This is a genomic window from Geobacter sp. AOG2, assembly GCF_019972295.1.
Taxonomy (GTDB): Bacteria; Desulfobacterota; Desulfuromonadia; order Geobacterales; family Pseudopelobacteraceae; genus Oryzomonas.
Genome location: NZ_BLJA01000001.1, coordinates 510,832 through 523,464 on the forward strand (window position 1 = coordinate 510,832; position 12,633 = coordinate 523,464).

General features: G+C 54.8%; 10 protein-coding genes, 3 tRNA genes and 1 pseudogene. 13 read left to right on the forward strand and 1 reads right to left on the reverse strand.

The features are described 5' to 3' along the window. The 7 genes and pseudogenes from LDN12_RS02210 (at window position 1) to selB (ending at window position 5,634) form a co-directional block, all read left to right on the forward strand. Window positions 1-1,302, forward strand: a complete 1,302-nt coding sequence (locus tag LDN12_RS02210) for a diguanylate cyclase domain-containing protein (protein WP_223921061.1) — start codon at window positions 1-3, stop codon at window positions 1,300-1,302. A gap of 67 nt (window positions 1,303-1,369) precedes the next feature. Continuing rightward, window positions 1,370-1,445, forward strand: a tRNA-Lys gene (locus LDN12_RS02215). Window positions 1,446-1,453: 8 nt separating this feature from the next. After that, window positions 1,454-1,531, forward strand: a tRNA-Glu gene (locus tag LDN12_RS02220). A 770-nt stretch (window positions 1,532-2,301) separates the two neighbouring features. Beyond that, window positions 2,302-3,237, forward strand: a complete 936-nt coding sequence (locus LDN12_RS02225; protein ID WP_223921062.1) for a LysR family transcriptional regulator — start codon at window positions 2,302-2,304, stop codon at window positions 3,235-3,237. A gap of 34 nt (window positions 3,238-3,271) precedes the next feature. After that, window positions 3,272-3,369: transfer RNA gene (locus LDN12_RS02230), tRNA-Sec, on the forward strand. A gap of 154 nt (window positions 3,370-3,523) precedes the next feature. Continuing rightward, window positions 3,524-3,703, forward strand: a pseudogene (locus LDN12_RS02235) (cysteine desulfurase); the annotation flags it as partial. Between the two features lie 20 nt (window positions 3,704-3,723). After that, window positions 3,724-5,634, forward strand: a complete 1,911-nt coding sequence (gene selB / locus LDN12_RS02240; protein WP_223921064.1) for a selenocysteine-specific translation elongation factor — start codon at window positions 3,724-3,726, stop codon at window positions 5,632-5,634. Here the strand turns inward: selB and LDN12_RS02245 are convergent. Beyond that, window positions 5,597-6,040 (reverse strand): hypothetical protein, encoded by a 444-nt coding sequence (locus LDN12_RS02245; RefSeq protein WP_223921065.1) that lies wholly within the window; start codon window positions 6,038-6,040, stop codon window positions 5,597-5,599. The two genes, selB and LDN12_RS02245, sit on opposite strands and share 38 nt — an antisense overlap. 12 nt (window positions 6,041-6,052) lie before the next feature. Between LDN12_RS02245 and LDN12_RS02250 the strand changes: the two genes are divergently transcribed. From LDN12_RS02250 to LDN12_RS02275, 6 genes are all read left to right on the forward strand, one after another. Then, window positions 6,053-7,495 carry a sigma-54-dependent transcriptional regulator gene (locus tag LDN12_RS02250; protein ID WP_374045071.1) on the forward strand — a complete coding sequence of 481 codons (1,443 nt, stop codon included), beginning with the start codon at window positions 6,053-6,055 and terminating at the stop codon, window positions 7,493-7,495. Between the two features lie 293 nt (window positions 7,496-7,788). Further along, window positions 7,789-8,277 (forward strand): tetratricopeptide repeat protein, encoded by a 489-nt coding sequence (locus LDN12_RS02255; protein ID WP_223921067.1) that lies wholly within the window; start codon window positions 7,789-7,791, stop codon window positions 8,275-8,277. 65 nt (window positions 8,278-8,342) lie between these two features. Further along, the gene (locus LDN12_RS02260; RefSeq protein ID WP_223921068.1) at window positions 8,343-8,633 is read left to right on the forward strand and encodes a hypothetical protein; all 291 of its coding nucleotides are present in this window, start codon (window positions 8,343-8,345) and stop codon (window positions 8,631-8,633) included. Then, a complete protein-coding gene (locus tag LDN12_RS02265; RefSeq protein ID WP_223921069.1) occupies window positions 8,620-10,020 on the forward strand; it encodes a cytochrome c3 family protein in 1,401 nt (466 codons plus the stop codon). Before LDN12_RS02260 ends, LDN12_RS02265 begins: the two co-directional genes overlap by 14 nt. A 379-nt stretch (window positions 10,021-10,399) precedes the next feature. Then, window positions 10,400-11,209, forward strand: a complete 810-nt coding sequence (locus LDN12_RS02270; RefSeq protein ID WP_223921070.1) for a cytochrome c3 family protein — start codon at window positions 10,400-10,402, stop codon at window positions 11,207-11,209. A 171-nt stretch (window positions 11,210-11,380) separates the two neighbouring features. Then, on the forward strand, window positions 11,381-12,628 hold the full coding sequence (locus tag LDN12_RS02275) for a hypothetical protein (RefSeq protein WP_223921071.1): 1,248 nt from the start codon (window positions 11,381-11,383) through the stop codon (window positions 12,626-12,628). Window positions 12,629-12,633 lie beyond the last annotated feature (5 nt).

Below are 12,633 nucleotides of genomic sequence, written 5' to 3' on the forward strand. Positions count from 1 at the left end.
ATGTCCCCATTGAATCTCCATAATGACATCTCGTTACTGTTCGTCGAGGACGACGAAACCGCCCGGGATACGGTTTCACGACTGCTCATGCGCGTTGTCGGTACCGTTTATGTCGCGGCCGACGGCAGGGAGGGGCTCGAAACATACAAGGTTCATACCCCGGATGTCGTGGTGACCGATATCAGGATGCCGGTCATGGACGGCATCGAGATGGTCCGCGAGATCCGCCGCCTCCGACCGGATTGCCAGGTTGTGATTTTGACGGCATTCAGCGATATAGAATATCTTCTGGATTGTGTCTCTCTCGGCATTAATCATTACATCAGGAAACCCATCGATTTTGCCAGGCTGGCAGAGGCCATAGATAAATGCTGTGACTATATCGATCTCAAACGCCGCCTCCGCAAACAGGATGAAACCCTCAATCTGTTGTCCCAAGCCATGGAGCAGGCGCCGGCATCGGTTCTCATTACCGACCTTCAGGGCGCCATCGAATATGTCAATACGACCTTCACCAAGGTGACCGGCTACAGTACCCAGGAGATCATCGGCAAGAATCCGCGTATCCTCAAATCGGATCTCAACCCTCCCGAGCTTTACCGGGAACTCTGGAACAGCATCAGGGAGGGGAAAGAGTGGGAGTGTGAACTGGCAAATCGCCGCAAGGACGGTCAGGTCTATTGGGAGCTGGCAAAGTTCTGCCCTCTGCGCAACTCCGCTGGCGCCATAATCAAGTATCTCAAGGTATCCCAGGATATTACCGAGCGCAAGCACTATGAGGAAAACCTCCGGTATCTCAGTAATCACGACTCGCTCACGAACCTTTACAACAGGGCGTATTTCGAGGCTGAGATGAGCAGGCTGGCGGCCAGCCGGGACTTTCCGGTCAGTATTGTGATTGCCGATATCGATGGTCTCAAGTTGATCAACGACAACTACGGCCACGACGAAGGCGACCGGCTGATTCGCATGGCCGCAGAGCTGCTCTTGTCCGCCTTTCGGGCCGGCGACGTTGTTTCACGCATCGGCGGGGACGAGTTTGCCGTATTGTTGCCGCGCACCGACCAGGAAACCGCTCAGGAGGCGGTACAGCGCATTATACAGGGGGATTGCCGGCCAAAGAAGGAAAAGAACGGTTACGCCCGCGGCCTGTCATTGGGCGTGGCGACCGCATATGATGCGTCCGGGCTCCATGCCGCCCTCAAGCTGGCCGACAGGCGCATGTACCTTGACAAGTACGACAAAAAGGGACATGCGCCGCCGCAGCACCTGCCGGAGGACGATGGCATGGCAGGGGATTAAATTGTTACGAAAGTAAAAATAATTGTTGACTCGTATTTGTTTCTGTTGTAAAAATGCAATTCTCTTTGAGCCGCTAGCTCAGTCGGTAGAGCACCTGACTTTTAATCAGGTGGTCGTTGGTTCGATCCCAACGCGGCTCACCACTGAAAACGTCCCCTTCGTCTAGCCCGGCCCAGGACACCGCCCTTTCACGGCGGCGACACCGGTTCAAATCCGGTAGGGGACGCCAAAAACAATGAGGCCCTGAACTTCGGTTCAGGGCCTTTTTTGTTGGTCATGTCCCTTGCCGGTAGGCTAGCCGACTCTTAATCGGCAGGTCCTTGGTTCGAACCCAAGTATGCCCACCAAAATTTCCCCGGTCTGGGGAAGCCGAGACGAAGGAGCCCTCCCGCTATGAGCAGGAGGGTTTTTTTTGTTGATTGTCATGCTCGGCAGAGGGGGCATGACATTGATGCCTGATTCGCGCGTGTCATTAAGGATTATTCACTCGTTTTTCGACATGGGTCATTTGACGCAATGAGTAAATAAAAGTTCGTTTTTAAGCAAGGCAACGAAATAGCCCCGAGGGGATGCCATGGAATTGTTTTATGGTATCTCAAGATTTCCGATATCGTAACTATATGTTAATAAGGTGATTTATAATTTATCTGCGTTGAAATAGTTCCTGATCGTCGCTTTATGGTTTCAGCCTCCCATCGGAGAGGCCAATCTGGTATGCATTTTGCTTAATTCAAAAATATATATATCTGATTTACGTTATACTTGATTAGGCATATGCACATATGTTTATTCGGGGATGGTTTTCTGTCGCCAACTCCTGCCGGCGAGGCGATGGATACGATCGGTTGTTATCGAACAAGCGGCACTGACGAATGTGTTGCCGCAAACAGACATCAAACATTTTATGTAGTTACCTGCCGGGCCGCTAACTTCGCTCATGATGTTATTGGCATCTCTTCCCTGTAGGTATGTATTGGCTGGATAACGCGAGGATATCTGATGGAAACGCAATATCTGAGGACACTCATGATGGTGCTGAAGACGGGCAGTTTTTCCCGTGCCGCTGAAAAGCTGTGTTTGTCCCAGTCCACGGTTTCCCAGCGCATAAAATTGCTTGAAGACCACTATGGGTGCCAACTCGTGGACCGTTCCGGCTCCGTTCTCAGGGCGACCCCGCCGGGAGAGAAGGTCCTGGAGAAGACGAACCTGATATTGACGGCTGAACAGGAAATCGAAAATGAAATGAAAAATATCGGGAGAAAGATACAGCTTTCGGTTGGGTTTACACCTACGTTCGGTATCGTTTATCTGCCGAAGGTTCTTAAACTTTTTATGAAGGAAAAATCCGAAGAGGTGAGTTTGGAGCTCATCGCTCAACAATCGGAGCAGTCGATTAAAGGCCTGGCTGATAAGCATTTCGACCTTATCGTTATTGAGCACTGCGATGAATTGATTTCAGAGGAAGCTGCCTATTTCCGTCTGCCTCCGGATGACCTGGTTTTAGTTTCATCGCCTTCGTTAAAGATACCAAGCGAAGGGGCTACGTTGAAAAATCTATTCAAGTATCGCCTTATTACCCACAGGGAAGGCTGCAGTTCGCGCTGTCTTCTCAAGAAAAACTTATGCCACCTCGGTTTCAGCATGGATAATTTCAAGGGCGTGGATATCTATGACGATCTCCCCCTCACAATACAATCCATCCTGCAGGGACAAGGCGTTGCTTTCGTATCGAGAGACCTGGTCGATGATCATCTTCGGAGGGGGGAGATCCGGGAGCATGTTATTCCCGGCTTTTCATATACCCGTTCGCGCACGTTGGCCACTGACCATAAGTGGCTTGAAAATTATTATTTCAAGAATTTTATCGAGAGCGTCCATTCGGTTTTTTCTTTGCCGTCACCTTTCAAGCCCTCCGGGCACAACGCTGACAGGTAAGCGATACGGGCAAATCGGGCAGTATCTTTGTTTCGGAAGCACGTCCGTCGCTGGTGGGCGGCCCGGTCTTCAAAACCGGTGGGGGGGATGAGAAATCGCCCCGGTGGGTTCGATTCCCATGTGCTTCCGCCATTTTATGCTTATACGGATCCGGTGTTGCCAAGAGCACGCATTGCATGGGGCGTTTGACAGGTTGCCCTGAATAACCCCGGAAAATTTCCGTACCCCCTCTGGTTTGTTGGAAGCTCGCACCCAAGTTCATCCTTCAGAAAGTCAACCCGCGCATATGGCCATCTATCTCGATAACGCGGCAACATCGCACCCCAAGCCGGAATCCACGTATCAGGCGGTCATACATGCCATGCGTGGCATCGGCGCCTCTCCGGGCCGGTTGTTTTCCGTTCCCGACCCGGCGCGGATCATCTTCACCCACAACGTCACCGAATCACTCAATCTGGCCCTTCGCGTTTTCGCGAGGTGTCGGCCATGAAAAACCTCATCCTCGGCACGGCCGGCCATATCGACCATGGAAAAACCTCACTGGTAAGGTGTCTGACCGGTATTGACACCGACCGGTTGAAGGAAGAAAAGGCGCGTGGGATTACCATCGAACTGGGGTTTGCCCACCTGGAACTTTCCGGGGGCATCCGGTTCGGCATCGTCGATGTCCCGGGACATGAACGGTTCGTGCGGGCCATGGTGGCCGGCGTTGGCGGTATGGATGTCGTCATGCTGGTCGTAGCGGCCGACGAAGGGATCATGCCCCAAACAAGGGAGCATATGGATATCCTGCGGCTGCTTGGAGTTAAAAAAGGGTTGGTGGCCCTGACCAAGCGCGATTTGGTTGAGCGGGAATGGTTGGAACTGGTGACGGAGGAAGTGCGTGAATTCGTGGCCGGCAGTTTTTTGGAAGACGCTCCGATCATGCCGGTTTCGTCCCGCACGGCCGAAGGTCTCGAAGAGTTGAAGGCGGTCCTCGCCGATCTGGCAGGTGCCGTTGACGAAAAACGCCGCGAGGGGCAGTACCGCTTGCCGGTGGACAGGGTCTTTACCATGGCCGGTTTCGGTACCGTGGTGACCGGAACGCTCCTTTCAGGCGAGATTGCCGTGGGTGACGACCTCAAACTGCTTCCTTCGGCGAGAGAAGGCCGGGTTCGTGGCATTCAGGCCCACGGAAGGAAGGTGGAGAGAGGTCTTGCCGGCCAGCGCCTGGCGGTCAATCTGCAAGGAGTTGACCTGGACCAGGTGCATCGCGGAGACGTGGTTGTTCCGCGTGACGTGTTTCAGGCAACGCGAGCCGTGGATGTCCGCCTCGACTATCTTCCGACGGCGCCCCGGGAATTGAAGCATCGCGCGGGCGTGCGCCTCCATTCGGCCACCTATGAGGTTCAGGCCCACGTTATTTTGCTGGATCGCGATGTACTCCAGCCGGGGGACAGCGCCTATGTGCAGTTGCGTCTGAGTGAACCGGTGTTGCTGATCTCGGGGGACAGCTACATACTGCGGACAGCCTCCCCCGCCGTAACCATAGGCGGCGGAGTAGTGCTGGATCCCTTTCCCCCCGGCCGCAGGCGCCGGAGCGAAGAAACGGTGCAACTTCTCGATTCGCTGGAAAATCAGGAGCATCAGCGTATCAGCGCCCTGATAATCGGACAGAGCAAGCTGACGGGAATTTCATTCGACGATATCCTCCTGCGCTCCGGTATCCCCCGCAAGGCGGCCGAAGCAGCGATTTCAGCACTCCTGAGTACGGGCGATATCCTTCAGATGACCCGCGAACCACGTATTTTTCTGGCAAAGGAAGCCTTCGGGACTCTTAAGAATGGGTTAGTGGATGAAGTAAACGCTTTTTTGGCCGCCAACCCGCTGAAAGAGGGGATAGGAAAGGAAGAGCTCAGGACGCGGCTGCCGAAGCGGAGCGATCCGCGTTTTTTTACCCCGCTCCTTTCGGCCCTGGAGCGGGACGGGTTATTGGTTCCCGAACGGGATATCGTCAGGCCGGCGGGGCGGGCTGTGCCGGCAGCCTCTCAGGCAGGCGACATGACAGCGGCCGTCTCCCTGTTTCTGCGCGAAAAAGCGCTTGAACCTTCCAGCATAAAAGAACTTATGGAGCGTCTTCACTGCAGCGAAAAATCCGTCCGGGATACCATTGCCCTTCTGACCAGAACCGGCAGCGCAGTGCGTATCGCCAGCGACCTGTTCTACGCCGGCGAGGCGTTGGAGACCCTTCGGCAGAAACTGGTACGCCATCTCCAGGAAAATGGAGGGATAACCCCGCCGGAATATCGCGAGCTGACGGGACTGTCGCGCAAATTTCTGATACCGCTTCTGGAGTATTTCGACAGCGAGAAGGTTACCATCAGGGTGGGGGATAAGCGGGTTTTACGGAGACGTTGATATTTGGAACATCATTGAACGGGGTAGCCACCTCAATGGCGTAACGGCTGTTCACTTTTTGGTCCGGCTTATGTGGAGAAGCCGGGCAACCGGCTTGTTGAATAAACGAAAAAATTTTTACTGCCACTATGGTTATACAAAATAGTTCTTCAGATTTTAATGTAATAATATCAGTAATTTGAATTGTGTCGTGCAGCCTCATCGGAAACTTGAATATCATCATTAAAACAAATCGTTTTACCTTATAGATAATATTCTCTATATATAGCATTAATTTAATCTGTTCGTGTGTAATGCGTGGAGAATTGCTTTTCTCTCGCGATAGCCATCGCGGAGAATCCGGAGCAATGATTGATTGAGGAGGGCAGCCTTGAATAACAGAATTCTCGTTGTCGACGATGAACATCTTATTTCCTCGATGCTTTGTCTGAGGCTTGAAAAGGCCGGATATGTTGTCGAAACGGCTGCTTCAGGAGAGGAAACCCTCAAAAAATTTCACGATTTCAAACCTGAGCTGGTGATACTTGACCTCTATCTTCCCGATATTTTTGGCCTCGACCTGCTTGTTACGATGAGGGAGGATGACGGCAATCTCCCCTTCATCGTCATTACCGCCAGCTCTCTTGCGGATTCAGCCGTTAAGGCGTTCAAGCTGGGTGCGGTCAACTTTTTCGGCAAGCCGTTCAACATGGAGATGATCGTTCATGCCGTAGCTCAAAGTTTGGAGGAAAAGCAGAAAAAAGATGTCGAGTCCCTCTCCACGGAACGCCGGAAAAAAACCGCGCCGGACCAAATGATCGGCAACTCTCCCAAGATGGTGGATATCTTCCGGCTGGTGCACGTGTGTGCCTCGACTGACGCAAAAACGGTCCTGATAACCGGTGAAAGCGGTACCGGAAAGGAATTGGTGGCACGGGCCGTCCACCAGTACAGCGCTCGATCCGGTGCAACGTTCGTTGAGGTGAATTGTGCGGCCATACCGGAGAATCTCATCGAAAACGAACTGTTCGGGCATGAAAGAGGCGCATACACCGATGCATCCAAAAAGCAGAAAGGGATCTTCGAGCTTGCCAATGGCGGTACTGTTTTCCTCGATGAAATAGGCGACATGCCGCCCACGATGCAGACGAAGCTGCTGAAAGTCATGGAGACGAAGCGCTTTCGCCGCCTTGGAGGCGAGGGTGAGGTGGAGACGGATGTACGAATCATTGCCGCGACCAACCAGGACCTCCCGCAAATGGTTGCGGACGGGCGTTTCAGGGGAGATCTGTACTACCGGCTCAATATGATAAATATCCGTATCCCGCCACTGCGTGAACGGCTCGAGGATGTCCCCGCCCTGGTACAGTATTTCATACAGAGCCTGAATGCCGAGTATGGCAGGAGGGTTGAACGGGTCTCACCCGATGCGTTGGAAGAGTTGCTTTCCTATTGCTGGCCGGGCAATGTCCGCGAGCTGCGCAATGTCATCGAGCGGGCCATGATGCTCGAGAAAGGCCACGAGCTGGCGCACTTCCATTTATGCAGGGAACCTCAACGGGATCAGCAGAGCCCGGAACCGTTGCCGGCCACGTATGCCGCATTACCGGCGGATAATGGAGGCCGTTTTGCCGGGTTCCAACTGCCCCCCGAAGGGATCTCCTTCGAGGAGGTTGAAAAACAGTTGATCACCCTTGCCCTGGAAAACGCCAACGGCAACCAGTCAAAGGCGGCAAAATCCCTCAAGATGAGTCGTGATACCTTGCGTTACCGCATGAAAAAATTCGGAATTTCCGAATATACGGAGAGAGGCTTGCTGGACACGGTTCAGGGCGAGTCCAAACTTGATGGATATAGTGCCTCCAAGTGGGCCAACTGCTGAGGGCGGAAGGGGTAAGGTAACGCTGGCCTGCTCCCGGACCATTTCACCAAACCGGTATGAAGCGCCTGACGCCGGTTTTCGTCCTCCGGGGCTAACGACACAGCGACAAGCGCCTCCCCAGGGAGGCGTTCTTGTTATCTGCCGCGGATATTCCGGAAACTTGAGCGGATTGGCCTCCGGGCTTTCATGGCGGCGCCACACCAAGGTGCGAATTGTATGCGATCACAGCCATTTCTCCTGCGTGCCACGGTAGATGGCGGGTGCATAAAGCAGGGGCGTCAGGGAGTTGAAAAGTGAAAAAACCGCATGTCGCAATCATTTTCTGGTGCATTCAGTTTGTTGTGGCTTCCATGCCTGCCTGGGGATTCGACGGCTTGGACATCCCCGCGATCAGGAAGCTGGCGGAGGAGGGCAAGGCGGACGCCCAGTCGAAGCTTGGTGTTTTGTATGCCTCGGGCGTGGGCATCAAAATGGACAAGCAGGAAGCGGTCAAGTGGTATCGGAAGTCGGCTGAGCAGGGTTATCCGGTTGGCCAGTGGAATCTGGCGTTCATGTACGTGAGAGGCGAAGGGGTCGAAGCCGACTTCAATGAGGCCCGTAAACTTTTTCGTAAATCCGCGGAAAGTGGCTTTGCAAATGCCCAATATGATTTGGGGATGATGCTTCTCCAGGGGCTTGGCGGAAAACAGGATCAGGACGAGGCTGAAAAATGGTTCCGCATGGCTGCGGAGCAGGGGTATCGGGAAGCGAAAAAAATACTGAAAGAGCTTGATCGCAAGTAGGCGTCGGACTCCTGGCGCTGAAACCGCCACCGCTCTGCACATGAACATGGGATTGGGAGTATGTCATGGTTTGTGAGATATTCAAATGCTGCAAATTTTTCAACGATGCGATGCCGGAAATGCCCCAGGCGGCGGACTACATAAAAAACAAGTATTGTTTCGGGGATAACAGCTCCTGTGCCAGGTACCGCGCGTATAAGGAGCTTGGCGGAGACGACACGATGCCGGCCCCGCCGCTTTCCCTCGGCACCGACGAAATCAAGAAAATCATGCAGTGCATGAAAAGCAGGAATCTGCCGGATGACGCCGCAACCCTTCGCTCACTTCTGAACGACTACCTGAATGATGACCATTGATCGTCTTAACCCCATGAAAACCGGGGCCTCCCCATGCATCGCGGTAACGAGGCGCCTCGTATCCCTTCTCCCGGTAATGATGCTCGGCGCCACGGCAGCGGTGGCATATGCCGAAACCTGCGTGACGTCATCCTGCCATCTTTCTTTTACTACCATAAAAAACATGCATCAGCCGGTCAAAGAGAACGACTGTCTCTCCTGCCATGTGCAAAAAAACAAGGAACATCCGCTCAAAGGAGGCAAAAGCTTTGACGTGACCGCCAAGGGCGCAGCTCTGTGTTATCAGTGCCATGACGCAATGGGGAAGAAATCGGTGGTCCATGCACCGGTCAAGGACGGGGATTGCCTCTCCTGCCACAAACCCCATGGAGCAAACGGCCGCTTTCTTCTCGACGACAGCGAGGATCAGACAGGTCTCTGCCTCGGTTGCCACGACAGCGAGCCCTTCAGCCGGAAATACGCCCACGGCCCCGTGGCGAGCGGAAGTTGCACCACCTGTCACGATCCTCACCAATCCGACGGCAAGGCTCTTTTAAAAGCGGCTCCCCGTGAAACCTGCCTGGCGTGCCACGCCTATTTTGCCAAAAAAATGCAAGCCGCAACGGTCGTCCATCCGCCCGTGAAGAAGGAACCGTGCACCTCCTGCCACAACCCGCACAGCTCGGCGTGGCCCAACCTCCTGAAACAGGCGATGCCGGACCTTTGCACGGGGTGTCACACGGAAACGGGGAAGAAGATCAGAAACAACAAAGTACCCCACAAGCCTGTCGTTAGCGGCAAACTGTGCGCCAACTGCCATACGGCGCATTTCTCCAAGGCCAAGGGGCTGCTCCAGGCCGATGACGAAAAAAGCGCCTGCCTCGGTTGTCACAATACCGATAAGCTTGGCACCCCGCCCCTGGGCAACATCAAAAAGGAACTGGATGGGAAGAAGCACCTGCATGGCCCCATTCAAAAAGCTCAATGCAGTGGCTGCCATTCGCCCCATGGCTCGGACTTCCCCAGGATACTGGCGGGAAATTACCCCAGCGACTTTTATGTTTCCTATAAAGATGGCAGCTACAGTCTGTGCATGAAATGCCATGACAAAAATATCTTCCGTTTCTCCGAAACCACCCTCTATACGAAGTTCCGCAACGGCGGCAGGAACCTCCATTATGTACATGTCAACACCGGCAAGGGCCATAGTTGCCGGGCTTGCCACGAGCCGCACGCCTCCAGCGGCCCCATGCTGATCAGCGCTGATGGGGCAAAGTTCGGCCAATGGCGGATCAAGAGCCGCTTTCAGCTCACCCCGACCGGGGGGAGCTGCGCTCCGGGATGTCACCGCCGGTTCAATTATGACCGGGAGACGCCCTTCGACCTTCGTATCCCCCTGAAAAAATAGCATTATCCCGTGTGTCGCCTCCATGAACGGCGCCTTGCAGGGCGCCGTTTTCCGTGTGCCCTCACGGCAGTGGTGCATATACCCCACCTCTTTTTGCCCGCTGAGCGAAATCCCCCACATTTTTGTAATCGGAGCGGTCGATGCTGCGGCAATAAATGCCTTTATTAATATATTCGATATGTTGAGGTGCGATAAAAATCATTATTTTACTGGCATCCGACTTGCTTTATCACCGTGTCATCTGCACGCAACAAGGAGTTTGCAGGGAAACGGTTGCTTTGGGGGAAGCTGCCGTTTTCGGTAAGGTGCAGGATCCACAGAGAAAGAGAGCCACGGAGCGTACCCAAAAAATTACCTATTTCAGGAGGAAATAGTACCCATGAAAAAACAGATCATTACCCTTGTCGCCCTCGCCGGTATCGTTGCGGGCGCCACCCTGGCCTATGGAGCCGCCGGCTCCCAAGGCGGCGGCATTGTCGGCTCCAAGCATGACATGAACGTGTTCCTTACCAACAACGGCGGCGTAAAAGATACCGACCAGCGTGTCTGCGCATACTGCCACACCCCGCACCACTCGGCCGACCCGACCCAGACCTCAACGGTAACGGTTACCGATCCGGGCACCGGTACCACGACCGACATTACGTACAACGTCTACGTGCCCCTTTGGAGCCGTGCCGTTCTCAGCACCCAGTTCGACCAGTATGTCAGCGCCACCTTCAATCCCGCAGCGGACGGCAAATTCTACGACAACATGGCAGGCCCCTCGCGCCTTTGCATGAGCTGCCATGACGGCAACACCGCCGTTGACTCCTACTATGGGAAAACCGGCACGGTCTCGAACCTGGGCGACGACCAGATGAATTACTTCGGTTCAGGGCACTTCGCCATCGGCCAATCGTATGGGCTTTCCAATGACCATCCGGTCGGATTCGTGTATGCCGACATGCAGGGGGATAGCAGGTATGAGTTGAAAACAGCCGATTCTTCCATAGGGGTCAAGAAGATCTCCGATGTCCTCACGAACATCGACGGAGTTGGCGCCGTCATGACCTGCGCCTCATGCCACGACGTTCATAACGGCACGGCCGTTCAGAACACTGCACCGGCTTCCGGCCGCGGTTACTTCCTGCTCGCGGACCAGAAGGACTCCGCGCTGTGCCTGTCATGCCATGATAAGAACAAATAATTGAGCACGTGCCTGTCGTGTACAGCTCTCAAAGGGCTGCCGGGCTCCGGCGGCCCTTTTCTTGCCGCTATTTTATCCATGTATGCATATAAATTTATATTAAAGCGCCGCCACTGGGCGGGTTTTTCGGCGCGGCATGTGGCTGCCGTCCGAAAAAACAAGGGGGAAGGCATGAGCAAAAAGGATGCAAATCAGGAACGGATGTGGAGGGCGGGTATGAAGTGGATTGCCTTGGCGCTTCTGACCATAAGCTTGACGGCCTGCGCCGGTCGATCCGGTATGAAACGGGTATTCTGGCCCGCTCCCCCCGACCTGCCGCGCGTTCAGTTTCTCAAGGCCATCAAGGACTCGACCGACGTCGTGGAGAGCAAGGCGCTGTCGCTTCTGGCTCTCAACGGCAGCAACAGCGACGATTTCATCCCATTGGTCAAACCCTATGGGGTCGCGGTGGGCAACGGCAAGGTCTATGTCTGCGACACCGTCCAGGCGGACGTCCTGATCATTGACCTCCCCAATAAAAAAATGACCCGCCTGCCGGGCAACGTCAATGCCGGACGGCTGAAAAAACCGGTAAACGTGGCGGTCGACGAGCAAGGCAACATCTATGTCGCCGATACCTCCCGGCTGGAAGTGCTGCAGTACGACCCCGAGGGCTCCTTTCTGCGCAGCTTCGGCCGGGGCAAGGATATGAAACCGGTTGCCGTGGGGGTTGAGGGGAACTTCGTCTACATCCTGGATCAGGCCAGCAGCCAGGTTCACCTTTTCGACCGGATCACCGGCGATTACCAGAAATCCATCGGCCGTGACGAAGACCCCAGAAAAGGCCTGTCCGGCCCCACCAACATGGCGACCGACGGCAAGGGGGTCCTGTATGTCTCCAACTTCGGCACCGGCCGGGTCATCAAGCTGGACCGGGACGGCAACTTCCTGATGGGTTATGGCCGTCTGGGCGTCAATTTCGGAGAATTCGGCCGCCCCCGCGGGGTTGCCGTGGATAAGGACGGCCTTGTCTACGTGGTAGATGCCGCCGCTCAACAGGTGCAGATATTCGACCCGCAGATGCGGCTGCTGATGTTCTTCGGCGCGCCGGGCACGCCGGGCTCGCTCAACATCCCCGCCGGCATTGCCGTCACCAGCGACAATCTCGGCTATTACCAGAAGCTGGCCGCTCCGGATTTTATCCTCGATAAGGTGCTTTTCGTGGTGAGCCAGGTCGGCGATCACATGATCAATGTCTACGGCCTCGGCAAAAAACAGGGGCTCGATTACGACGCCGAGTACAGGAAGGCGCTTGCCGACCAGGAAAAGCGGGCGGCAGAGGCTGCGGAAAAGGCCCGAAAGGCCCAGGAGGGGAAAGACAAAGCCACCGGCCAACCGGCGATTGGCGAGGGCAGCGCCGACGTCCCGCCGGCACAGTAGAAGCG

What these genes read in the sequence shown, in the direction of transcription:
- LDN12_RS02210 (WP_223921061.1), top strand. Translation starts at nt 1, where the DNA reads ATGTCCCCATTGAATCTCCATAATGACATCTCGTTACTGTTCGTCGAG.
- LDN12_RS02225 (WP_223921062.1), top strand. Translation starts at nt 2,302, where the DNA reads ATGGAAACGCAATATCTGAGGACACTCATGATGGTGCTGAAGACGGGC.
- selB (WP_223921064.1), top strand. Translation starts at nt 3,724, where the DNA reads ATGAAAAACCTCATCCTCGGCACGGCCGGCCATATCGACCATGGAAAA.
- LDN12_RS02245 (WP_223921065.1), bottom strand. Translation starts at nt 6,040, where the DNA reads ATGTTCATCGTCGACAACGAGAATTCTGTTATTCAAGGCTGCCCTCCT.
- LDN12_RS02250 (WP_374045071.1), top strand. Translation starts at nt 6,053, where the DNA reads ATGCTTTGTCTGAGGCTTGAAAAGGCCGGATATGTTGTCGAAACGGCT.
- LDN12_RS02260 (WP_223921068.1), top strand. Translation starts at nt 8,343, where the DNA reads ATGGTTTGTGAGATATTCAAATGCTGCAAATTTTTCAACGATGCGATG.
- LDN12_RS02265 (WP_223921069.1), top strand. Translation starts at nt 8,620, where the DNA reads ATGATGACCATTGATCGTCTTAACCCCATGAAAACCGGGGCCTCCCCA.
- LDN12_RS02270 (WP_223921070.1), top strand. Translation starts at nt 10,400, where the DNA reads ATGAAAAAACAGATCATTACCCTTGTCGCCCTCGCCGGTATCGTTGCG.
- LDN12_RS02275 (WP_223921071.1), top strand. Translation starts at nt 11,381, where the DNA reads ATGAGCAAAAAGGATGCAAATCAGGAACGGATGTGGAGGGCGGGTATG.